Here is a 22,517-nt window from a genome sequence, read left to right on the forward strand (position 1 = left end):
TTATTATCTGTTTTTCTTTATTTTAATTTTAACCTCTAAGTATTCGTCCTGATCGTTTTCTACGTATGAAGCATCTATTCCAGTCTTCAAAATATCTTCATAAGCTTTCTTAATGGTATTGGTATATATCCTCATATTTATAAAGCTCTTTACTCTAGCTTTCTTTTCATGTGTGATAGGTTCATCAAAATTGTTAATTAATATCTCGTCTCTTATTTTTTCAATAAGTTCCTCGGTTTTCTTTACGTTTAAATCAGATGAGATGATTTTCTTCAAAGCCATCAGCTGAAGCTCTTCATCTGGGATTTTCAAAAGCGCTCTTGCATGTCGTTCAGAAAGTTCATTATTGAATATGATCTCTCTCACAGATGGATTCAACCTTAATAATCGCAGTTTATTGGCTATAGTAGACTGATTTTTCCCCACTTTTTTTGCAATCTGTTCCTGAGTCATCCCATGTAAACTTATAAGTTGCTGGTAGCTTTCCGCTTCTTCTATGAAGTCGAGGTCCTCTCTTTGGATGTTCTCGATTAATGCTATCGTAGCAGAATCTACGTCTACGATATCGCTTACAATAACCGGAATTTCTTTTAGGCCTGCCAGTTTTGACGCTCGAAGGCGTCTCTCTCCCGCAATTAATTCATAGTTTTTTTCACTGAATTTCCTCACAGATATAGGTTGCAATACTCCGTAACTCTTTATTGATATCGCAAGCTCTTCTAAAGAAGCGTTTGAAAAGCGTGTCCTCGGTTGATATGGATTAGGTCTAATGCAATCTATGTCAACATACTGAATCTTCATACCGTCACTCATCGAATTCCTCCAGTTTATAATGGTTTTTTGCTGGGAACACCCTGCCTTCTAGGATACTTTAAAGGTGTCTTTTTGATTTTTTTACATATGACCAGGTATCTTACGATATCTTCATAAGGCATCATAATTTCAGTGATGTTATCTACCTTGCCTCCTAATACTTCTATAGCTTTTTTTGCATCTTCCAACTCTTCCTGATATTTAGGACCTTTTGAGGCTATAAATTTTCCACCCAGCCTTGTAAGCGGCAAACAATATTCACTGAGAACATTCATAGATGCAACCGCTCTTGAAAAAACTAAGTCGTATTTTTCTCTGTGTTCATCAGCTCTACCTACATCTTCTGCCCTGCTATGAACAAATTCGACGTTCTCTATACCTAGTTTTTTGCAAGCCGCTTCAATAAATTTCAGCTTCTTTTCTGTTGAGTCTATAAAAGTCATTTTCCAATTTGGATGAACTATTTTCAATGGAATCCCGGGAAAACCACCCCCGGTTCCCATATCTGCCACTAACATCTCTTCCTGACTGTTATCATACATCAATATAGAATCTATGAAGTGCTTATTAATAAACTCGTTTTCTTCTTCTATTGCTGTGAGATTAAATTTTTTGTTTTCTTCCAAAACAAGATTCATGTATTCCATCAGTGAATAGATTTGTTCATCTGTTAGATTAAAGCCCTTTTCCTTTAGCCCTGTATAGAGCAACTGTCTAGATTCCATTATTTTTTGCAGTTTCCTTTCTATTGTAGTTTTCCATATACACCAACAAAACTGAAATGTCTGCAGGAGATACTCCTGAAATTCTCGATGCATGACCTATTGACACCGGTCTAATTTTTCCAAGCTTTTGCCTAGCTTCCAAACGCAAACCACTTATGCTTTCATATTTTATGTTTTCAGGTATTTTTTTCTTCTCCAGCTTTTTAAATTGCTCAACTTGGTTTAACTGTTTTTTTATGTAGCCTTCGTATTTTATCTGTATTTCCACCTGCTCATATACATTTTCTGGTATTTCAGGTCTGTTTGAATCTAGATTACTAAGCTCTAAATAGCTTATTTCGGGCCTTTTTATCAATTCATAAAGGGAAATGCCCTGATTTGAAAAAGAACTGTTTTTCCCCTTTAAAAACGCCTCTAATTCACTCGAAGGCTTCAATGTTATATTTTTAAGCCTTTCAATTTCTTCAGATATCATTTTTTTCTTATTCCTATATCTTGCAAATCGCATGTCATCAATGAGCCCTACTTCTCTTCCTAATTCCGTCAAGCGTAGATCTGCATTATCCTGCCTGAGTATCAACCTGTACTCTGCTCTGGATGTCATCATCCTATATGGCTCTAAAGTTCCCTTCGTCACTATGTCGTCAATCAATACTCCAATGTATGCTTGTGATCTGTCCAAAATTAGAGGCTCTTTATCTCTAATTTTCAATGAAGCGTTTATCCCTGCTATTAAACCTTGAGCGGCAGCTTCTTCATACCCGCTTGTTCCATTTACCTGTCCTGCGAAAAACAATCCCTCAATTTCCTTATGCTCAAGAGATGGCCACAGCTGTAATGGATCTATATTGTCATACTCTATGGCATATGCTGATCTCATTATTTCTACATTTTCCATTCCTTCTACCGTGCGCAACATTTTAAGTTGAACATCTTCTGGCAGGCTTGAAGACATACCTTGAACATATAGCTCCTCTGTATCCCTTCCTTCCGGTTCAATGAAAATCTGATGCTTTGGCTTATCCGAAAACCTTACTACTTTGTCTTCTATGGAAGGACAGTATCTTGGTCCTACACCGGTTATGTTTCCACTATAAAGAGGGGATAGATGAAGATTATCTCTGATGACCTCATGAGTTTTTTCATTCGTATAAGTCAAGTAACAGGGTACCTGATTGATTTCTATGCTGTCTGTTTCAAAAGAAAAAGGGAGAATTCTATCATCGCCTTCTTGAATTGTCATCTTATGAAAATCGACGCTTTTTCTATCAACTCTTGCAGGTGTTCCTGTCTTAAACCTCAAAAGCTTAATTCCATTATTCATCAAACTGCCTGAGAGATCATTTGCCCCGAAGAGGCCATTTGGTCCTCCATCATAGCTTACATCTCCAATTATAATTCTAGATTTCAAATAAGTTCCCGTAGCCATTATTATGCATCTTGCCTCGAAGACAGCCCCTGTTTTAGTTACTACGTTTTTTACTATACCATTATCGACACCCAAACCAACTGCTTCATGCTGCTTTATATATAGGTTATCTTGTTGCTCCAGAGTTTTTTTCATCTCCTGCTGGTATTTCAATTTATCTGCCTGTGCTCTCAAAGAGTGCACCGCTGGTCCTTTCGCAGTGTTGAGCATCTTGCACTGTATCATCGTCTTGTCAATATTCTTGCCCATCTGGCCACCCAATGCATCAAGCTCTCTAACCAAATGACCCTTACCTGTACCACCTATGGATGGATTGCAAGGCATCAATGCTATAGAGTCGAGATTCATTGTAATAAGCAATGTCTTATGTCCCAACCTGGCCGCCGCTAGGGCGCTTTCACATCCAGCATGTCCTCCCCCAATTACTATTATATCGTAGATTCCTGCTTTATAACTCAACTCTATACCTACTTTCCTATGCAAAATTTACTGAAAATTTCATCTACTATGTCTTCTGTAACTGTTTCGCCTATCATCTTCCCCAGCTTGTCCCATGCATTCTTTACATCTACAGATATCATCTCTATAGGCAGGCCTGAATCGAGTCCCTCAAGACAGTCATTTAAAGACTGAGAAGAATCCTGAAGCAAGTTTATATGCCTAATGTTCGATACCATTTCATATGCATCCGAATCCATGCCGGCATTGCTTACCTCATCATAAATCTTGTTTTTCAGTTCCTCAATTCCCAACTCTTTGAGAATTGAAATTTCAACAACTTCCATATGTGATTTATCTCTTACATCTTCTTTGTTTACTTTTAATTTCCTGTCTATTTTGTTTATAGCCACCAAACCTTTTTTATCCTTAACCAATTGTAACAGAGCCATATCCTCTTCATCAATTCCCCTTTCACCATCCAGTAAAAGAAGCACGAAGTCACTTTCAGATAATATCTCTTTTGTTTTATTTATGCCCAGCTTTTCAATTAAATTTTCAGTTTCTCTTATTCCTGCAGTATCGATTATCTTTAAAGGTATCCCCTTAATATTTATGTATTCCTCTATTGTATCTCTTGTTGTTCCTTCAAATTCAGTTACTATCGCTCTTTCCTCACCTAGAAGAGCGTTTAAAAGTGACGATTTGCCTACATTTGGCTTTCCAATTATGGCTGTCTTTATACCTTCTCTTATTATTCTTCCGTTCTTTGAGGTTTGTATCAACTTGTCTATCTTAAATTTGATATCATTTGATTTTTGGCTTATCAACTGAAATGACATCTCTTCGATATCATATTCAGGATAGTCTATGCTGGCTTCAATATGTGCCAGTATCTCAATTAAATCATTTCTAATTTCTTTAACCTTCTTAGATAGTCTTCCTTCCAGCTGCTTAACCGACATTTGAAGGCTTCTATCGGTCTTGGAGTTTATTACGTCTATTACCGCTTCGGCTTGTGTAAGATCTATCCTACCATTTAAAAAAGCCCTTTTGGTAAACTCTCCAGGTTCTGCCATTCTAGCTCCGTTTGCCAAAGTCAGTTCTAAAATCTTTCTTACAGGGATTATTCCTCCATGGCAGCTTATCTCTATTACATCTTCCCTGGTATAAGTATTTGGTCCGAGCATTTTTGATACTAAAACTTCGTCTACTATCTGTCCTTTTTCGTCTACAATATGACCGTAAATTATGCTCCTGTTTTTATAATCGTCAAAATCAGTTGTTGACTTTGTCACAAATATTTTCTTAATTACTTCCACAGATTTATCCCCGGTCATTCTAACCATTCCAATGCCTGAAAAGCCTACCGGCGTGGATATTGCGGCCACGGTATCTTCCAAATAATTCATCTTTTCACTCCTAATATTAAAGACCAGCCTTTTAGCTGGTCTTCTTTAAATCGATAACTACTTTTCTAAAAGGTTCCTCACCTTCACTATACGTATAAACTACTTCATGATTCTGAAGAGTTGAATGTATGATTCTTCTTTCATATGGATTCATAGGCTCTAAAACTACTTTTGAGTTGTTTTTTTCAACTTTTTTTGCTAATTTAAAAGCTAAATCTTTTAAAGTATCTTCTCTTTTTTCTCTGTAGTTTTCAGTATCTATTACTACTCTTATATACTCATCGGAGCTTTTATTTACAACTAAGCTAGTAAGGTACTGAATAGAATCCAGTGTTTGGCCCCTTCTTCCTATTAAAATACCCATATCTTCGCCCTCAAGGGTGATGTTTAAGTTTCGTTGATTAAGTTCAATTCTGCATGTTGCCTCAATCCCGAATTTTTCAAAAATTTGCTCCAAAAACAACTTGGCTTTTTCAATGAAATCATCTTTCATGGTAACTTCGACCTTGGCACTTTTAACTCCAAAAATTCCCATTATTCCATTTGAAGGCAGCTCAAGTACCTTTGTTTCTACCTGCTCTCTGGTGGCGTTTAGTTCTGTTAGCGCATTATTTATTGCTTCTTCTATTGACTTGCCTTTGGCAACCACCGTTTTCATTTACTTCTCCCCCTCTTTTGGAGCTTTACCCTTTTGCATTATAAGCTGTTGTACGTATGTCAGTAAATTATTTATAATCCAGTAAAGTCCCAGTCCTGATGGAAGTCCCCATGATACGAAACCTATCATAAGAGGAGATATTATCTTCATTGACTGAGTCATCGCTTGAGCCTGATTGTTTCCTCCAGCTTGAGGCTGAGCCAGATTTGACATGCTTAAATAAGTAGTTGCAGCCGCTACTATTGGTATTACTCTTAATGGATCGTAAGCGCTCAAGTCTGCTAGCCATAAAAAAGACTTGTCTATCGTAGCAAAAACCTCCGCACTGAAAACATAAGGCACAGGCTCTCTCATTACACCAAAAAGACCTATTATTATAGGAAATTGAATAAGCATCGGCAAACAACCCCCCATAGGGTTGTAATTGTGCTTTTGATAAATCTTCATCATTTCTTCATTAAGCTTTGCTTTGTTGTTTCCATGTTTTTTCTGAAGAGCTTGTATTTCCGGCTGCAGCTTGTTCATTTGCTGCATAGATTTATTTTGCTTTAGAGTAATTGGAAGCATCAACAGCTTCGCAAAAACTGCAAATACGACTATTGATATACCATAATCTTGTACAAAAGTATAGATTAAATGTAGTACGCTACCGAACAATCCATATAAAAAAGACATTTATTTTCCTCCCGGGATTTAACTAATATTTTTCTATCACCACAAACCTTTTCTCTCATTTCAAAGGATCAAATCCTCCCGGATGAAAAGGATGACATTTCCCTACTCTTTTTGCACAAATGACAAAGCCTTTTAATGGCCCATATTTTTCTATCGCCTGAATACAGTAATCAGAACATGTGGGATGAAACCTACATGTCTTTGGCAACAGAGGCGATATAGCCTTTTGATAAAACTTAATCATCAGTAACATTAATTTTTTCATATCATCTGCTCATTTTCAAGGATTCGATTATATTTCTTCAATAAATGGTTCACTGCAGAGCTTATTTCTTTATAATCCCTGTCTTCACAACCTTTTCTCGCAATAAAAATTATATCATATCCTTTGACACTATTAAAAGAACTATTCCTGTAAGATTCTTTTATAAGACGCTTTACTCTATTTCTCGTTACACTGTTTCCAACTTTTTTGCTTACTGTTATCCCTAATCTTGTTTCGTCCTTACCGTTTTCCAAATAATACATTACCAAAAGCCTGTTAGCCATAGACCTTCCTTTTGAGTATATGATTCTGAATCGCTGATTTGTAAAAGAATTGATTTTCATGCTAATACCGGCTTTCTGGACGTATTTAGAAAAAGGCCACACTTACGCGGCCTTAAGCTGATAAACGCTTTCTTCCTTTTCTTCTTCTATTGCTAAGAACTTTTCTTCCGGAAGCACTCTTCATTCTTTGTCTAAAACCATGCACTTTTGATCTTTGTCTTACTTTAGGCTGATAAGTCATTTTCATTACTTACACCTCCCTGCACCTAATTATTATATAAAATATATCACTTTGCCCATAATGGATTTACCATAAAATTATATATGCAAAAACAAGGCATGTCAAGAATAATAAGAGTTTATTAACAGGCTGATATATTATTTTTTACCCACTTCATAGATAACTGTTGATAAATCCTGGGCCTTTCTGCTATTATATAAACAGGTGTTGATAACTTATTATAGTTTTATCGACATATCCACAATATATTGATAATTTGTGGATATGTCATACTATTTTGTTTGTAAAAACATCGGAAACATTAATTAATAACATAAAATCTTGTTCATAACTACTTATCAACATCTGTTTACAACTCAGATGTTGATATTCGTTTAGATGGATTGTCTACAAACTATCAACAATTATCGTTTTCTACAGGAGGAGTATTAATGGATAACAATCTGCAACATTTGTGGAACAAAACTTTGGAAATAATCGAGGAGGAATTGACTCAGGTAAGCTTCGAAACCTGGTTAAAAAGAATAGAACCTCTTTCATACAATGAAAATACCATTGTTTTAGGTGTGGAAAATGATTTTACAAAAGGAATCCTTGAGGCCAGATACGCAGTTCTTATAGGAAACTCCCTTAAACATGTTACAGGAAAGAATGTAGCTGTAGAATTTGTTATTCCCTCAGCCAGTGGACAAAACACAGGGACTTCCTCTTATAATGGAGGCCAGTCAAACAATATGAACAACAACTATAATTTCATCGACAGCAGCAACCTTAATCCCAAGTATACTTTTGATACCTTCGTTATAGGTGAAAGCAATCGCTTTGCCCACGCTGCTTCCGTAGCAGTGGCAGAGGCTCCGGCCCAAAGATATAATCCACTTTTTATATATGGAGGCGTGGGGCTAGGCAAAACCCACTTAATGCATGCCATTGGTCACTACGCTCTTGAACAGTGGTCCAATAAAAAGGTAGTTTACGTATCTTGTGAAAAATTCACAAATGACTTTATAGATTCTATTCAAAACAAGAACAACGTTTCATTCAGAAACAAGTATAGAAATGTTGATGTTTTGCTAATAGATGACATCCAGTTCATAGCAGGAAAAGAAGGTACACAGGAGGAATTTTTCCATACCTTTAACGCTCTACATGAAGCTAACAAGCAAATAGTAATATCAAGCGACCGCCCTCCCAAAGAGATTCCTACTCTTGAGGAAAGGCTCAGATCTAGGTTTGAATGGGGCCTAATAACAGACATCCAAGCTCCGGATTTAGAAACCAGGATAGCAATATTAAAGAAAAAGGCAAATACCGAAAAAATAAATATCGGAAATGACGTACTGGTTTTCATCGCAAATAAAATTCATTCAAATATCAGAGAACTTGAAGGCGCTCTAATAAGAGTTAATGCTTTTTCGAGGCTTACAAGCCAGAATATAAGCGTTGAGCTTGCAGCTGAAGCTTTAAAGGACATACTATCCGCCAGAACTCCTGAAATTATAACAGTGGATCTTATTAAGGAAGTCACAGCCAAATACTTCAATATCGAAGTTGAAGACTTTAATCTTAAAAAAAGAACAAAATCAATTGCATATCCTAGACAGGTTGCCATGTATCTTTCCAGGGAGATGACAGGTCTTTCTCTTCCTAAAATCGGAGAAGAATTTGGTGGAAGGGACCATTCAACGGTTATTCACGCAATCGATAAGATTGCAAATGAGATGAGTGAGAATTTCGATTTTAAAAATCTTATCAATCGAATAATGAAAGATATAAAAGGCAATAACTGAATCTAAATATTAAGCCCTGTGGATAAGTTGTCTGTTTGAGGTGACTTACAACCAGCTTTATCAACACTTTATCAACCTCAACTATTCATAACCTGCACCATATAAGCTCCATTATCCACAAATCCACAGCACCTACTACTACTATTACTATCTTAATTTATAGATATATATAAAAAGGGGATGATTTCATGCAGTTCACAACTACCAAGATTTCACTTGTAAATGCAGTAAATACAGTACAAAAAGCCGTTTCTACTAAAACTACGCTTCCAATACTCGAGGGCATTTTATTTGAGGCTATCGACAACGACATATACTTAATGGGTACAGATATGGAAATTGGAATCAGGACAAAGCTCTCAGGAAATGTCTATAGAGAAGGAAAAGTTGTATTATCGGCAAAACTTATCTCAGAGCTTTCTAGAAAATTACCTGATGATGAAGTCAAAATAGAGCTTAAGGAAAATAATAAAACTTTGATTTCTTGTAAAAACTCTGAATTTAACATACAAGGGGAAGCAGGAGAAGATTTTCCAAAGATGCCTGAAGTCGTAGGTGAAAAAAATGCACTTATCCCAAAGGAACTTTTTAGAAGCCTAATTAAAGAAACAATTTTTTCAGTAGCCAAAAGCGACAATATACCTATATTGACTGGAGAGCTGTTGGAAATTTCAGATGGAGAATTTAAAATAGTAGCTCTGGACGGTTACAGGCTTGCTTTAAGAAAGGCAAAGACAGAACCAGACATAGAAATAAAAGAAGTTATACCTGAAAGAACTATGATGGAAATATACAGACTTTTATCCATGAAAGAAGAAGATGTTTACCTGTCTGCTACCAAAAACCAAGTTCTTTTCACCATAGGAGAAACTAGCATGGTTTCAAATCTTCTGCAAGGAGAATATATCAATTATAAACAAATAATACCTTCTAACAGCACTACAAAGATTAAGGTAAATACTCAGGAGCTACTGTCAAGTTGCGAAAGAGCGGCTCTTATGGTGAGAGATGGAAAAAATAATTTAATTAAAATGAATTTTTCAGACAGCGTGCTGGAGATATTATCAAATTCCGATTTGGGAAATCTTCATGAGAGCATAGATGTTGATATGACTGGGGATCCTTTGAAGATAGCCTTTAACTGCAATTATTTTATCGATGCGCTGAAAGCGGTAAGCGAAGAAGAGATAAACCTTGAATTTACGACTTCTGTTAGCCCTTGTGTTATAAAGCCCGTTGATGGAGATTACTTCACATATCTTATATTGCCGGTTAGATACATCGAACATTAAATATATTTAAATATTATAACAGAGGAAGGTGTAACATGAATGCAACAAGCGTTGGTATAAAGACGGAATTTATAAAATTAGACCAATTTTTAAAATTTGCAGGAATCGCAGAAAGTGGTTCTTACGCTAAGATGATGATATTGGATGGCATTGTTTCAGTTAATGGGGAAATATGCATCCAAAGAGGAAAAAAAATATACCCTGATGACACAATCGAAATTGCTGATTACGAAGAAAAATTCAAAGTAATTAAAGATGAGGAATAAAAATGCATCTTGAAAGACTCAAGCTTTTAAATTTCAGAAATTATTCTTCATTGGATATTATCCTTGATAAAAAAATGAATATAATAGTTGGAGATAATGGACAGGGCAAAACAAACCTTTTAGAAGCAATATACTTTTTAAGCCGAGGGAAGTCATTTCGAAACCCTAATAGGGACCTAGTTTCTATGGAGTGTGAAAAAGGGATTGTAGAAGGTTTTTTTGAAAGAAAAAATTTAAATGATTCCGTCAGGATAATCATAGATAATTCAGAATCATCCGAAAAGACCATTGTTAATGTGAACAATAAAAAATTAAAGTCTAAAAATGATCTTCCCTCAAGATTTTTAATAGTTGATTTTACACCGGAAGATCTTAATATCGTCAACGACGGTCCTGATAAGAGAAGAAGGTTTATAGATAATGAGCTTTTAAACATAAAACCTGTTCACGGAAGCATACTAAAAGATTACAATAAAATACTTAAACAGAGAAATGAACTTTTAAAAAATATGCAAAGAGACCCTTCACTTAAGAGCACTTTATATATTTGGGATGAACAGCTTGTTGAATACGGAAAAAAACTAATTATAAATAGAATCGTGTTTTTACAAAAGCTAAATAGGATAGCCAAGGAGATACATTTTAACCTCTCAGATAAATTGGAAGAGTTAAAACTTTATTACTTTTCAAATCTTATAAAAAACAACTCAGATATAGAGAGACTGTCGGTTATATTCAAAGATAAACTAGAAGAAAACTTTGACAACGATTTAAAAAAAGGTTACACTTCCATAGGACCTCATCTCGATGATATCAAAATTAATATCAATGATTTGGACGCAAAAACATTTGGCTCTCAAGGCCAAAAAAGAACATGCGCCCTTTCCTTGAAACTTTCCCAAACTCAGATTATCAAAGAAGAGACAGAAGAAGATGCAATAGTGCTCCTAGATGATGTTATGAGCGAGCTTGACATCAAAAGGCAAAAAAAGCTTCTCGAAAGCTTCAGTCGCCACCAAATCGTTATAACATCAACTGAAATAAATTTTATGAATGAACTTCAATCCGAAACGAAAAAAATATATAATATTAAGGGCGGAAATTTGATATAGGTTCTAATATTTGAGAAAAATTAAAGACTGGAGGACAGTGGAATGTCACAAAGCAATAAATACGGCGCAGAACAGATCCAGGTTTTAGAGGGTCTGGAAGCGGTTAGAAAAAGACCGGGAATGTACATCGGAAGCACCGGCAGCAGAGGGCTTCACCATCTCGTATACGAAATAGTCGACAATAGCATAGATGAAGCTTTGCAGGGACATTGCGATAACATAAAGGTTACGATAAACAAGGACAACTCCATAACAGTAATTGATAACGGAAGAGGAATACCCACAGGAATCCATCCCAAGCTTAAAAAATCCGCAGTTGAAGTGGCTCTTACCATGCTTCATGCCGGGGGGAAATTTGGTGGAGGAGGATATAAGGTTTCAGGTGGTCTGCATGGAGTCGGCGTATCGGTAGTGAATGCACTTTCAGAAAGCCTTAAAGTTGAAGTTAAGCAAAACGGCCATGTTTATGAGCAGAGCTATCAAAGAGGAAAGCCTCTGTCCGATCTGAAAATTGTGGGAGATACTAACAGGTCAGGAACCACTATAACTTTTAAACCTGACCATGAGATATTTGAAGAACTTGAGTATGATTTTGATATTTTGGAACACAGATTGCGTGAGCTAGCCTTTCTTAATAAGGGGATATCTATAGTCCTAAAAGACGAAAGAGAAGAAAAAAGAACTGAAAAGTACTGCTATGATGGAGGAATAGTATCTTTTGTTGCTTATTTAAATAAAAACAAGGATCCTCTTCATGATAATGTTATAGGATTTGAAAAAATTAAAGACGAGATAATCGTAGATATAGCAATGCAGTACACTGATAATTACAATGAGAATATTTACGCTTTTGCAAATAATATAAATACTACTGAAGGCGGAACGCATCTTAATGGATTCAAGTCCGCATTGACAAGAACGATAAATGCATACGCTAAAAAATACAATTATTTAAAGGCGAGTGACAAAAATCTTTCAGGTGAAGATGTGAGAGAAGGCCTCACTGCAATTATAAGCGTTAAGATAACTGATCCACAGTTTGAAGGCCAAACAAAGACAAAACTTGGAAACACTGAGGTTAAGGGAATAGTGGAGAGCATAGTCAACGACAACTTCTATGCATTCCTTGAAGAAAACCCCAGTGTCTCAAAAATAGTAATAGAAAAAGCACTGACAGCGGCAAGAGCAAGGCAAGCTGCTCGCAAAGCGAGGGAGCTTACTAGAAGAAAAAGCGTTTTAGACAATACTGCGCTGCCGGGAAAGCTGGCTGACTGTAGAGAGAAAGATCCTGCATTGTCGGAAATATACATAGTTGAGGGAGATTCAGCGGGAGGTTCCGCTAAACAGGGAAGAGATCCTAAAACTCAAGCTATCCTGCCTCTTAGAGGTAAGATACTTAATGTAGAAAAAGCTAGACTTGACAGAATATTGAATACCGAGACCATTAGATCGATGATAACAGCATTTGGCAGCGGTATAGGAGATGATTTTGACAGATCTTCTGCGAGATACCATAAAATTATAATAATGACCGATGCTGACGTTGATGGAGCACATATAAGAACATTGCTCCTTACGTTTTTCTACCGTTACATGAGGGGATTGATAGACGAAGGTTTTATTTATATCGCCCAGCCACCTCTTTACAAGCTACAAAAGGGAAAACGGATTGAGTATGCTTATTCTGATAAGGAAATGAATAAGTTAATGGACGAAATGGGAAGAGAGAACAATATCGGTTTGCAAAGATACAAAGGCCTTGGTGAGATGAATCCCGAGCAGCTTTGGGAAACAACCATGGATCCTGAAACACGAACGCTTTTACAGGTTTCAGTTGATGATGCCATTCAAGCAGATGAAATATTTACTATTTTGATGGGAGACAAGGTTCAACCCAGAAAAGAATTTATCGAACGAAATGCGAAAAAGGTTAAGAACCTTGACATATAGGAGGGTATATAGTTGAGTGATGAATACAACAAAGTTTTACCGATAAATATTGAAGATGAAATGAAAAAATCCTATATCGACTATGCTATGAGCGTCATCGTAGGAAGGGCCCTTCCAGATGTCAGAGATGGATTGAAGCCTGTTCACAGAAGGATTTTATTTGCAATGAATGAACTTGGAATGACTCCTGAGAAACCATTTAGAAAAAGTGCCAGAATCGTCGGTGACGTACTGGGTAAGTATCACCCACACGGAGATACTGCTGTATATGATGCAATGGTTAGAATGGCACAGGAATTTTCAACGAGATATCCCTTGGTTTTCGGGCACGGAAACTTTGGATCCATAGATGGAGACAGCGCTGCGGCAATGAGATATACCGAAGCGAAGATGAGCAAAATATCAACTGAGCTTTTGAGGGATATAAATAAAGATACCGTAGATTTTACTTTAAACTTTGACGAAACCCAAAAGGAACCGGTAGTTATGCCTTCTAGGTATCCCAATCTTTTGGTTAACGGATCTTCAGGGATCGCTGTAGGGATGGCTACGAACATTCCACCCCATAACCTTAATGAAGTCATAGATGCAACAGTGCATCAAATAGACAATCCAGAGTGTCATATTGAAGAGCTTATGAAGCTTCTTAAGGGCCCTGATTTTCCAACAGGCGGAATAATACTCGGAAAAGAAGGGATAAGATCTGCCTATGAGACTGGTAGAGGAAGAATAAAAGTTAGAGCCAAGGTACATACTGAAGAAATATCCAGCTCAAAGCAAAGAATAGTTATTACAGAAATACCATACATGGTGAACAAGTCCAAGCTTGTTGAAAAAATTGCTGACCTTGTAAAAGATAAAAAAGTCGAAGGAATTTCTGATATAAGAGATGAGTCCGACAGAAACGGCATTAGAGTTGCCATAGATTTAAAAAGAGATGTAAATTCTGAAATAATTTTAAATCAACTGTATAAACATACCCAATTGCAAGAGACATTCGGAGTCATATTGCTTGCATTGGATAAAAATCAGCCTAAAATAATGAATTTAAAAGAAATTTTGACCAAATATGTTGAACATCAAAAAGAGATAATAATTAGAAGAACCCAATTTGACCTTAAAAAAGCGGAAGATAGGGCTCATATTCTAGAGGGTCTTATAATTGCTCTAGACAATATAGATAGAGTAATTCAGATAATTAGAGGCTCAAAAAATGGTGAAGAAGCAAAGATTTCTTTAATCGAGGAGTTTGCCCTATCTGAAAAGCAGGCTCAAGCGATTTTGGACATGCGTCTCCAGAGGCTTACAGGACTGGAAAGGGAAAAGATAGAGACAGAATACGATGAGCTAATGATAAAGATCGCAGAGTTCAAGAGAATCTTATCAAGTGAAGAATTGATCCTTAATGTAATAAAAGAAGAGATGTTGGAAATAAAAGAAAAATTCGGAGATGATAGAAGAACGGCTTTCGAGGTGGATTATGACGATATAAGCATGGAAGACCTCATAGAAGAAGAAGACCTTGTTATAACCATGACACATGTAGGTTACGTCAAGAGAATTTCAGCAGACACTTACACTGCTCAGAAAAGAGGCGGAAAAGGGATAACAGCTCTATCAACAAGGGACAACGATTTTGTTGAACATTTATTCACTACTACTACTCACCACTACATTCTGTTCTTTACAAACAGAGGCAAGGTATATAGACTTAAGGCTTATGAGATACCGGATGCCTCTAGAACAGCTAGGGGAACAGCCATAGTAAATATACTCCAGCTAGAAGATGATGAAAAGGTAACTACGGTAATACCTATTAGGGAATTTAGTGAAAATTGGTACCTAACCATGGCAACCCGCAAGGGAATAATAAAGAAGACAGACTTAAAAGAATACGACAGTTCAAGAAAGTCTGGGTTATTGGCCATAAATCTTAATGAGGACGATGAGCTTATTGCTGTTGAACTGACCGATGGATCGAAAGAAATGATAATGGGTACCAAAAAAGGCTATGCCATAAGATTTTCTGAAAATGATGTGAGGGCAGTAGGAAGAACAGCTATTGGAGTAAGAGGAATATTCTTAAGAGATGATGATGAAGTAATAGGAATGGACCTGATAAACGATGAAATGTTCGTCCTTACCGTGTCTGAAAATGGGTACGGAAAAGTAACCAAAGCTGATGAATATAGAATACAAAATCGAGGCGGAAAAGGAATTCAGACTTACAAGATAACCTCTAAGACAGGCGATCTGGTTGGAATCAAGGTGTGCAGAAAAGATGAGGAAGTAATGATGATAAATAACCAGGGAATCGTAATAAGACTTGAAGTAGGAGGAATATCCATTATGGGTAGGAGTACTCAAGGGGTAAGGCTGATGAAGCTAGATAAATCTGAAAAAATCGTGACGATTGCTGAAGTTATAAGCGAAGAAGAAATTGAAGAAATTGAAATTTAGAATCAATCAAAAAAATCACACTTAGTGTGATTTTTTTGATTGGAGAGAATCCTTTTCTCAAGGGTCATCATAGGACAATAGAGTTTAAAGCCACAAACATATAAATAAGCACTTTAGTTACATTAAATGGTATTGAGATGCGAGATATAGGTATCTTGTATTCTGTATGTAAACATACAGAATACAAGGGTTTCAGCTATTTCATTATTTTAAATTACAAAATTTCAAGACCTATACACATGTTCATATACTTCATCTTTAAGATTGATTTTAAACAGTATTAGTGATAGAATGATTTATGGAAAATAGTTTCACAGCAATGGAAAGGAGAAAGGTTATGGCAGATTTAGGTTTAACTTTTTCGAATGAATTGATTTTGACAGGAATCAAAGCCGCAAGTGATTTAGAGGCTATTGAAACAGCTGCAAAACATCTTTTCGAAAAGGGACTAGTTAAGGAGAGCTTTATCAGCGCTATTCAAGAAAGAGAGAAGGTATTTGCAACAGGTCTTCCCACAGAAGGTTTTGGCGTAGCGGTGCCCCATACAGATGTGGAGCATGTAGTCGAGCAAACCATTTGCATCGGAATACTGGAAGATCCAGTTCCGTTTAAGGTTATGGGAGGCATGGATGAGGAAGTAGATGTAAAAATCATGTTTATGCTTGCGCTCAAAGAACCTCATTCTCAACTAGCGATGCTTCAGGCGGTAATAGGAATGGTTCAAAAACCGGATATTTTAGAAAAACTAGCAACTGAGAAGGACACCGGCGCGATTTATGACCTAGTAATGGAAGAGCTTGAAAATATGGAGATAGAAGAGTAAAAACGGAGGTTAACTATTTTGGAAACCAGCGGTTTTTTTTATGGAATGTGGCAAGAATTGACTTTTGGACAATATCTTCAATTTGCAGTAAATTTTGTAGCTAGAAATTATTCTACATTAGGATTAATAATTTTTGTTTATGCTGCAATTATTTTTGTAGGAAGGTATGGAGGTCAAAAATTCATACCAGAGAGATTTGAATCATTTGTTATGGAAAAATACGGAGAATTTGCAGCTGGGAATTCAAAGTTGACAAATGAAAAGGTTGTAAGGTTGATATACAATGATTGGAAAGATGAAATTTCCAGATTTCCTTCATACATCTATGTAAAATCTAAAAGAGACTACTGGATAGAGAGACCGTCATTGGAAATATTGGAAGAAAGATATAGCATTAATCAAGATAAAGCAACAGAAATTCTAACAAACAATGGAGTGATCGCTAATGATGTACAATAATGCTAAAGACATTATTGAAAAGGGGAAAAACATCATTAGCATTGAAATCGAAGCTCTGCAAAAGATTAAGGGGAATGTTGACGATTCATTTGTAAAGGCTGTGAGTATGATTCTTGAATGCAAGGGGAAGATCATACTCACGGGTACGGGCAAATCTGGTCTTATAGGCCGGAAAATTGCCGCTACAATGAGTTGCTGTGATATTCCTTCTTTTTTTCTCAATGCTTATGAGTGTGAGAATGGAGACTTAGGGGTTGTACGTGAGGAAGATTTGATAATAGCTATATCAAACAGCGGAGAAACCGGCGTTTTGACAAAGCTTGTAGTTCCGTCCTGTAAACAGCTTGGCTGCAAGATAATAGCTCTTACTGGCAACTTGAACTCTACTCTGGCAAAACAAAGCGAAACAGCAATCGACATCAAGGTCGACAGGGAAGCATGTTATCTTGGGATAAATGCTTCATCCAGCACAACTGCTACGTTGGCCATGGGCGATGCCCTTGCTTTGGTGGCTATGGAACTAAAAGGCACTACTAGAGAAAAAACCTACTTTCTTCATCAAGGAGGAGCGTGGGGACAGGCTTTGAAAGACGAACTAAAAAAATAACGGAGGTTTGTTAAATGAGTGTAAAAATAGCCCCATCACTTTTCGGCGCAGATCTTGGCAACTTGGAAAGTCAAATAAAAGCAGTTGAAGAGTGTAATGTTGAAATGCTTCATATTGATGTAATGGATGGAAACTTCGTTCCAAACATTGCATTTGGACCTGACCAAATAAAGATGCTAAGAAGCAAGACGAAGCTTCCCTTTGATGTTCACCTAATGGTTCAAGAACCTGACAGGCTTATACCGAGATTTGCCGATGCAGGAGCAGATATAATCATGGTTCATCAAGAAGCTACAACACATCTTCATAGAAGCTTAAAGCTTATAAAATCTTTCGGAATCAAAGCAGGTGTGGTTCTTACTCCGGCTACTCCCGTAGATACCCTTAAGTACGTTCTTGATGAGACAGACATGATACTTTTGATGACAGTCAATCCAGGATACGGTGGACAGAGCTTTATACCAAACAGCATTGGAAAAATAAAAGATATTGCAGAAATGGTAAAAGGTTACGATATAGACATACAGGTAGATGGTGGAATTAACTTGGAGACAGCGCCTAAAGTAGTTGAAGCAGGTGCAAACGTCCTTGTTGCAGGCTCCTTTACTTTTAAAGGAGATATTGCAAAGAATATTTCTGATTTAAGAAATTGTGTAAAATAACGGAGGGTTAAAAATGAAGGCTGCTAAATTATATGCAATTCAAGATTTGAGACTCGAAGAGGTGCCTGTACCAGAAATAAAAAATTCAGAAGATATACTAATAAAAGTAAAAGCTACCGGAATTTGCGGTTCGGATTTGTCGAGATACGGTAAATTCGGTCCCAAAAAGGAAGTAGGATTGACTTTTGGCCATGAATTCTCAGGACAAATCGAAGAAGTGGGAAGCGAAGTAACTGGATTTAAAAAAGGTGACAGAGTTTCTGTAAGTCCTGGACTTCCATGCATGAAATGCGAGTACTGCAAGTCTGCAGACTATTCAAAATGTAACAGTCTTGAGGTAATAGGTGCTGTAGCTGACGGATCATTTGCGGACTATATAGTCGTGCCGGCTGAAAATTGCATCCACATTCCTGACGAAATAACTTACGAGCAAGCTGCAATGATTGAGCCAAGCGCTGTGGTAGTACATGCTTTTTACCAAGGTGATATGCAGGTTGGAGATACCGTAACAGTTATGGGTTGTGGCCCAATAGGGCTTATGTGCATACAGTGGGCAAAGGTATTTGGAGCAAAACAGATAATCGCCATAGATGTAATGCCTGAAAAGCTAGACTGGGCCCGTGATATGGGTGCGGATATCGTAATTAACGGTAAAGAAGAAAACGCCTACGAAGCAGTAAGAAGACACACCGATGGAAGAGGTACTGACATCGTCATGGAAGCGGCAGGAACGCCTTTCACCTGTGCTCAAGTTTTAGGACTCGCAGCAAAAGGTGGAAAGGTCGTATATCTTGGCATTCCTTATGCAGATGTTACGATAGACAGGTTTAATTTTGAAAGCATCATGAGAAACGAACTACTCGTAGTAGGCTCATGGAATTCAATTACAGGCCCTTACCCTGGAAAAGCGTGGGATGCGACCGTGCATTTCATGAAGGAAGGCAAAATCGACTTGACCCCGCTTATAACCCATAGATATGACCTATCTGAAGTTGAAGAAGTATTTAAGAAAGTATTCAAAAGAGATACTCTGTTCGGCAAGATAATGTTTTTTCCTGAGGGGGTAAAATGATATGAAAAAAATTGCCATAGGATCAGATCATGCAGCTTTTCAAGCAAAGATTAACCTAATAGAAATATTAAAGTCATGGGATATCGAGGTCGTGGACGTGGGTCCTGATTCTGGTGAAAATCCTGTTGAATATGTACCAATAGCTGAAAGCGTAGCTCTTAAAGTTGCCAACAAAGAAGTAGACGGCGGCATACTTATGTGCGGGACTGGAGTAGGCATGTCTGTAGCTGCAAATAAGATACCGGGAATAAGAGCTTCAGTCGTAAATGACTTGTTCACAGCACAGTATTCAAAATCTGATGTGGATTTAAATGTTCTTTGCATGGGAGCAAGGGTAATAAGCGAGAGAATAATAATGGAAATTACTAAAAAATGGATAGAGACCCCATTCACTGGTGGAAGGTTTATACCAAGAATCGCACAGCTCCACGATATGGAGTCTAAGTACTTGGTTAAATAAATATGCCGGAGGTAAAAAATGGTTAAAATTTCAGCATCGATAATGTGCGGCAATTCTCTGAAATACGGAGAAGAGCTGAAAAGACTTGAAGAGGCCAATGTTGACATGATACATTTTGACATGATGGACGGCTCTTACGTTCCCAATATAGCGATGGGGATATATCTCTTGGAAGACATGAAAAAAGCGACAGAGATACCATTTGATGTTCATATGGCAGTATGGGAACCTTCGCAATATTACCCTACCATGGCAAAAGCCGGGGCAGATTATTTGAGCGTACATCTAGAAGCCGTAAAGCATATTCATAGAGACATTCAAAGCATAAGGGAAAATGGCATGAAACCAGGAGTTGTCATTAATCCTGCTACTCATCACAAGGAGCTAAAATACATAATCAAGGATATCGAAATGGTCACTGTTATGACTGTAAATCCTGGGTTTGCAGGTCAAAAATTCATATATTCGCAGCTTGAAAAAATTGCTGCTATTAAGGAAATGGCGGACCAATTCAATCCTGAGCTGTTGATTTCTGTTGATGGCAACATAAATTCAGGGACTATACCCGATTGCGTCAAGAGCGGAGCAAACGTTTTGGTTGCAGGAACATCATCAATTTTCAAAGGTGATGATGCAGACTACAAAGCATTGGTTCAGGAAATGAAAGATAGCTTTAAATAATATTTAAAATATAGGAGGGCTAACAAAATGGCAGAAACAATGAAAGGTCTTTGTTTGAATGAAGAACAAAAATTGGAGATAAGAGAATTTCCAGTTCCGGAACCGCAAAAGGGATTTGTAAGGGTTAAGGTCAAAAGAGCAGGTATATGCGCTACTGACATCGGATACTGGAAGCACGGCAGCGACAGGCTTCAGTTGCCGGTAATTTTGGGACATGAGGCATCAGGTGACGTTGACAAGCTTGGGGAAGGCTGTAAAAATGTGAAACCTGGTGATAGAGTAATCGTAATGACCACTTATGAAGTTTGTGGAGAGTGCAGGTTCTGTAAAATTGAAGCTACAAATCTTTGCATAAACAGAAGAGGGATCGGATCAAAGGAAAACGGAGGCTTTGCAGATTACATAGTAGTTCCTGAAACAAGCCTTATAAAGATGCCCGATGAAATGACCTACGATGAAGGCGCTATGGTTGAAGTATTGGCCTGTGGGATTCATGCAGTGGCTGAGCAGACGCCGGTGACATTAGATTCTACTACAGTTGTTTTGGGACCTGGTCCGATAGGCGTCCTTGCATCCCTTGCTGCTCAAGCCTGTGGATCTAAAGTAATACTTGCAGGTCTTACTCAGGATGTCCCAAGGATGGAAATAGCCAAGAAACTCGGTGTAGAAAAGACTGTAAATCTTCAAGAAGAAAACTTGGAGCAAATCGTTCTTGATCTTACTGGAGGATACGGGGCTGACTTTGTAGTAGAAGCATCCGGCGCATATCCTGCTGTGAGAGCAGCTCTAGATATCGTGGCTAAGCGAGGAACGATATGTCAAATGGGAGTCCACCATGGCAATGGAGAGGTAGATTGGTCCAAGATTCTTCACAAGGAGCTTAATATAGTTGGATCTTTAAGCCAAAAGCCTACTGCTTGGATTAAAGCAACTAACATGATCGCAGAAGGAAAGATAGACGTAAAAGCCTTGGTATCAGACGTAATGGCTATTAAAGACTACGAGGAAGCTTTTGAGAAAGCTGCTAACGTAACTGGATTCAAAGTACTATTTGATTTAGAAAAATAAAATTTAAACCAATATGTTGTCCGGCAGTCAGTTCTGCCGGACAATTAAATCGGAGAAATTATGAATGACTCAGAAAAAAGAAAACAGATATTTGAAAATTATAAAAAAAGCATAAAAAAAGCCAAATTTGCACCTTTAGGGAAGAATGCTCTTGATATAGGGAATCCATTGAAATCTGTAGATGAAAATACAGATGAAAAATTTTCAGGATCACCAGGCACATTTAATGAAAAATATCTATTGTTCAAGATTAAAAAACTGGAAGAAAAATTGGAAAAGATGTATTTATTAAACATAATGGCATTGGTTTTAGCTTTTGTAGCCCTGGTTTTTGCCTTGAGATAAACGTTTTCAGGGATAAAAACGAGAATATGCTCAGTAATCAATGTATACAAAGGACAGATCAAAAAATAGTTGAAATTACATATGTAATATGAGACAATAACTCATGTAACAAATGTAATCGATACAAAGAGAAGGGCGCAAATTAGGTAAAATGGTGTATTACTCACTAGTCTTACCTAAAATCATTCATTGAGGAGGTGAATACTCATGGCTAAAAAGAAAATTTTGGTTGCTTGTGGAACAGCTATCGCAACATCTACAGTAGTAGCAAAGAAAATCGAAAAAATGTGCAAAGAGCAGGGAATCGATTGTATGACTGTACAATGCAAAGCTAGTGAAGCAGTTTCCAAAGCTAAAACCTTGAAGCCGGATGTTGTTGTTGGTACATGCCAGATTCCAGGGGATCCAGGCGTTCCTGTAGTTAACGGAAGATCATTCTTAACTGGAGTGAACCTTCAAAAAACAATCGATGAATTGGTTGAAGTGTTAAAAGACTGATTTTAGCAGGTCAGTCGAAAAGTGTAGTGAGA

Annotated in this window: 25 protein-coding genes; 16 read left to right on the plus strand and 9 right to left on the minus strand. The window is 37.2% G+C overall.

Annotated elements, in window-relative coordinates; translation table 11 throughout:
• Window positions 1–3: 3 nt before the first annotated feature.
• The 9 genes from noc to rpmH all read right to left on the minus strand — a co-directional run bounded on the left by noc (window position 4) and on the right by rpmH (window position 6,946).
• Window positions 4–813, minus strand: coding sequence for a nucleoid occlusion protein (gene noc / locus BUB93_RS01940; RefSeq protein ID WP_073269394.1), 810 nt, complete (start codon window positions 811–813; stop codon window positions 4–6).
• 14 nt (window positions 814–827) lie between these two features.
• Entirely contained in the window at window positions 828–1,538 is a 711-nt protein-coding gene (gene rsmG, locus BUB93_RS01945; RefSeq protein WP_073269395.1) for a 16S rRNA (guanine(527)-N(7))-methyltransferase RsmG, read from the minus strand.
• Window positions 1,528–3,426 (minus strand): tRNA uridine-5-carboxymethylaminomethyl(34) synthesis enzyme MnmG, encoded by a 1,899-nt coding sequence (mnmG, locus tag BUB93_RS01950; RefSeq protein ID WP_084116834.1) that lies wholly within the window; start codon window positions 3,424–3,426, stop codon window positions 1,528–1,530. The genes rsmG and mnmG overlap by 11 nt, the downstream gene beginning before the upstream one ends.
• Before the next feature lie 8 nt (window positions 3,427–3,434).
• Entirely contained in the window at window positions 3,435–4,817 is a 1,383-nt protein-coding gene (gene mnmE, locus BUB93_RS01955; RefSeq protein ID WP_073269396.1) for a tRNA uridine-5-carboxymethylaminomethyl(34) synthesis GTPase MnmE, read from the minus strand.
• 31 nt (window positions 4,818–4,848) lie between these two features.
• Window positions 4,849–5,475 (minus strand): RNA-binding cell elongation regulator Jag/EloR, encoded by a 627-nt coding sequence (jag, locus tag BUB93_RS01960; RefSeq protein WP_073269397.1) that lies wholly within the window; start codon window positions 5,473–5,475, stop codon window positions 4,849–4,851.
• On the minus strand, window positions 5,476–6,150 hold the full coding sequence (locus tag BUB93_RS01965) for a YidC/Oxa1 family membrane protein insertase (RefSeq protein WP_073269398.1): 675 nt from the start codon (window positions 6,148–6,150) through the stop codon (window positions 5,476–5,478).
• 55 nt (window positions 6,151–6,205) lie between these two features.
• Complete coding sequence (gene yidD, locus BUB93_RS01970) at window positions 6,206–6,415, minus strand: membrane protein insertion efficiency factor YidD (RefSeq protein WP_073269399.1); 210 nt, start codon at window positions 6,413–6,415, stop codon at window positions 6,206–6,208.
• Window positions 6,412–6,699, minus strand: a complete 288-nt coding sequence (rnpA, locus tag BUB93_RS01975; RefSeq protein ID WP_423230797.1) for a ribonuclease P protein component — start codon at window positions 6,697–6,699, stop codon at window positions 6,412–6,414. Before rnpA ends, yidD begins: the two co-directional genes overlap by 4 nt.
• A 112-nt stretch (window positions 6,700–6,811) precedes the next feature.
• Window positions 6,812–6,946, minus strand: a complete 135-nt coding sequence (gene rpmH / locus BUB93_RS01980) for a 50S ribosomal protein L34 (protein ID WP_073269401.1) — start codon at window positions 6,944–6,946, stop codon at window positions 6,812–6,814.
• Window positions 6,947–7,371: 425 nt separating this feature from the next.
• Here rpmH and dnaA point away from each other — a divergent pair, with 425 nt between their 5' ends.
• The 16 genes from dnaA (at window position 7,372) to BUB93_RS02060 (ending at window position 22,485) form a co-directional block, all read left to right on the plus strand.
• Entirely contained in the window at window positions 7,372–8,730 is a 1,359-nt protein-coding gene (gene dnaA / locus BUB93_RS01985; RefSeq protein ID WP_073269402.1) for a chromosomal replication initiator protein DnaA, read from the plus strand.
• Between the two features lie 188 nt (window positions 8,731–8,918).
• Complete coding sequence (gene dnaN, locus BUB93_RS01990) at window positions 8,919–10,022, plus strand: DNA polymerase III subunit beta (RefSeq protein ID WP_073269403.1); 1,104 nt, start codon at window positions 8,919–8,921, stop codon at window positions 10,020–10,022.
• A 35-nt stretch (window positions 10,023–10,057) separates the two neighbouring features.
• Complete coding sequence (locus tag BUB93_RS01995) at window positions 10,058–10,288, plus strand: RNA-binding S4 domain-containing protein (protein ID WP_073269404.1); 231 nt, start codon at window positions 10,058–10,060, stop codon at window positions 10,286–10,288.
• Window positions 10,289–10,290: 2 nt separating this feature from the next.
• Complete coding sequence (gene recF, locus BUB93_RS02000; RefSeq protein WP_073269405.1) at window positions 10,291–11,400, plus strand: DNA replication/repair protein RecF; 1,110 nt, start codon at window positions 10,291–10,293, stop codon at window positions 11,398–11,400.
• 42 nt (window positions 11,401–11,442) lie between these two features.
• Window positions 11,443–13,350, plus strand: coding sequence for a DNA topoisomerase (ATP-hydrolyzing) subunit B (gene gyrB, locus BUB93_RS02005; protein WP_073269406.1), 1,908 nt, complete (start codon window positions 11,443–11,445; stop codon window positions 13,348–13,350).
• Window positions 13,351–13,362: 12 nt separating this feature from the next.
• Window positions 13,363–15,810: a DNA gyrase subunit A gene (gene gyrA, locus BUB93_RS02010; RefSeq protein WP_073269407.1), complete on the plus strand. Its 2,448-nt coding sequence runs from the start codon at window positions 13,363–13,365 to the stop codon at window positions 15,808–15,810.
• A gap of 337 nt (window positions 15,811–16,147) precedes the next feature.
• Window positions 16,148–16,633, plus strand: coding sequence for a PTS sugar transporter subunit IIA (locus BUB93_RS02015; protein ID WP_073269408.1), 486 nt, complete (start codon window positions 16,148–16,150; stop codon window positions 16,631–16,633).
• 18 nt (window positions 16,634–16,651) lie between these two features.
• The gene (locus BUB93_RS02020; RefSeq protein ID WP_073269409.1) at window positions 16,652–17,092 is read left to right on the plus strand and encodes a hypothetical protein; all 441 of its coding nucleotides are present in this window, start codon (window positions 16,652–16,654) and stop codon (window positions 17,090–17,092) included.
• Complete coding sequence (locus BUB93_RS02025; protein ID WP_084116838.1) at window positions 17,079–17,699, plus strand: KpsF/GutQ family sugar-phosphate isomerase; 621 nt, start codon at window positions 17,079–17,081, stop codon at window positions 17,697–17,699. Before BUB93_RS02020 ends, BUB93_RS02025 begins: the two co-directional genes overlap by 14 nt.
• 14 nt (window positions 17,700–17,713) lie before the next feature.
• Complete coding sequence (gene rpe / locus BUB93_RS02030; RefSeq protein WP_073269410.1) at window positions 17,714–18,361, plus strand: ribulose-phosphate 3-epimerase; 648 nt, start codon at window positions 17,714–17,716, stop codon at window positions 18,359–18,361.
• Between the two features lie 13 nt (window positions 18,362–18,374).
• The gene (locus BUB93_RS02035) at window positions 18,375–19,433 is read left to right on the plus strand and encodes a galactitol-1-phosphate 5-dehydrogenase (RefSeq protein ID WP_073269411.1); all 1,059 of its coding nucleotides are present in this window, start codon (window positions 18,375–18,377) and stop codon (window positions 19,431–19,433) included.
• A gap of 1 nt (window position 19,434) precedes the next feature.
• Window positions 19,435–19,893 (plus strand): RpiB/LacA/LacB family sugar-phosphate isomerase, encoded by a 459-nt coding sequence (locus tag BUB93_RS02040; protein WP_073269412.1) that lies wholly within the window; start codon window positions 19,435–19,437, stop codon window positions 19,891–19,893.
• Between the two features lie 18 nt (window positions 19,894–19,911).
• The gene (rpe, locus tag BUB93_RS02045) at window positions 19,912–20,574 is read left to right on the plus strand and encodes a ribulose-phosphate 3-epimerase (RefSeq protein ID WP_073269413.1); all 663 of its coding nucleotides are present in this window, start codon (window positions 19,912–19,914) and stop codon (window positions 20,572–20,574) included.
• 27 nt (window positions 20,575–20,601) lie between these two features.
• Complete coding sequence (locus tag BUB93_RS02050; RefSeq protein WP_084116840.1) at window positions 20,602–21,642, plus strand: zinc-dependent alcohol dehydrogenase; 1,041 nt, start codon at window positions 20,602–20,604, stop codon at window positions 21,640–21,642.
• 60 nt (window positions 21,643–21,702) lie between these two features.
• Complete coding sequence (locus tag BUB93_RS02055) at window positions 21,703–21,987, plus strand: hypothetical protein (RefSeq protein ID WP_073269414.1); 285 nt, start codon at window positions 21,703–21,705, stop codon at window positions 21,985–21,987.
• Window positions 21,988–22,194: 207 nt separating this feature from the next.
• Window positions 22,195–22,485, plus strand: a complete 291-nt coding sequence (locus BUB93_RS02060) for a PTS sugar transporter subunit IIB (RefSeq protein WP_073269415.1) — start codon at window positions 22,195–22,197, stop codon at window positions 22,483–22,485.
• Window positions 22,486–22,517 lie beyond the last annotated feature (32 nt).

It is taken from the genome of Alkalibacter saccharofermentans DSM 14828 (assembly GCF_900128885.1).
GTDB lineage: Bacteria > Bacillota > Clostridia > Eubacteriales > Alkalibacteraceae > Alkalibacter > Alkalibacter saccharofermentans.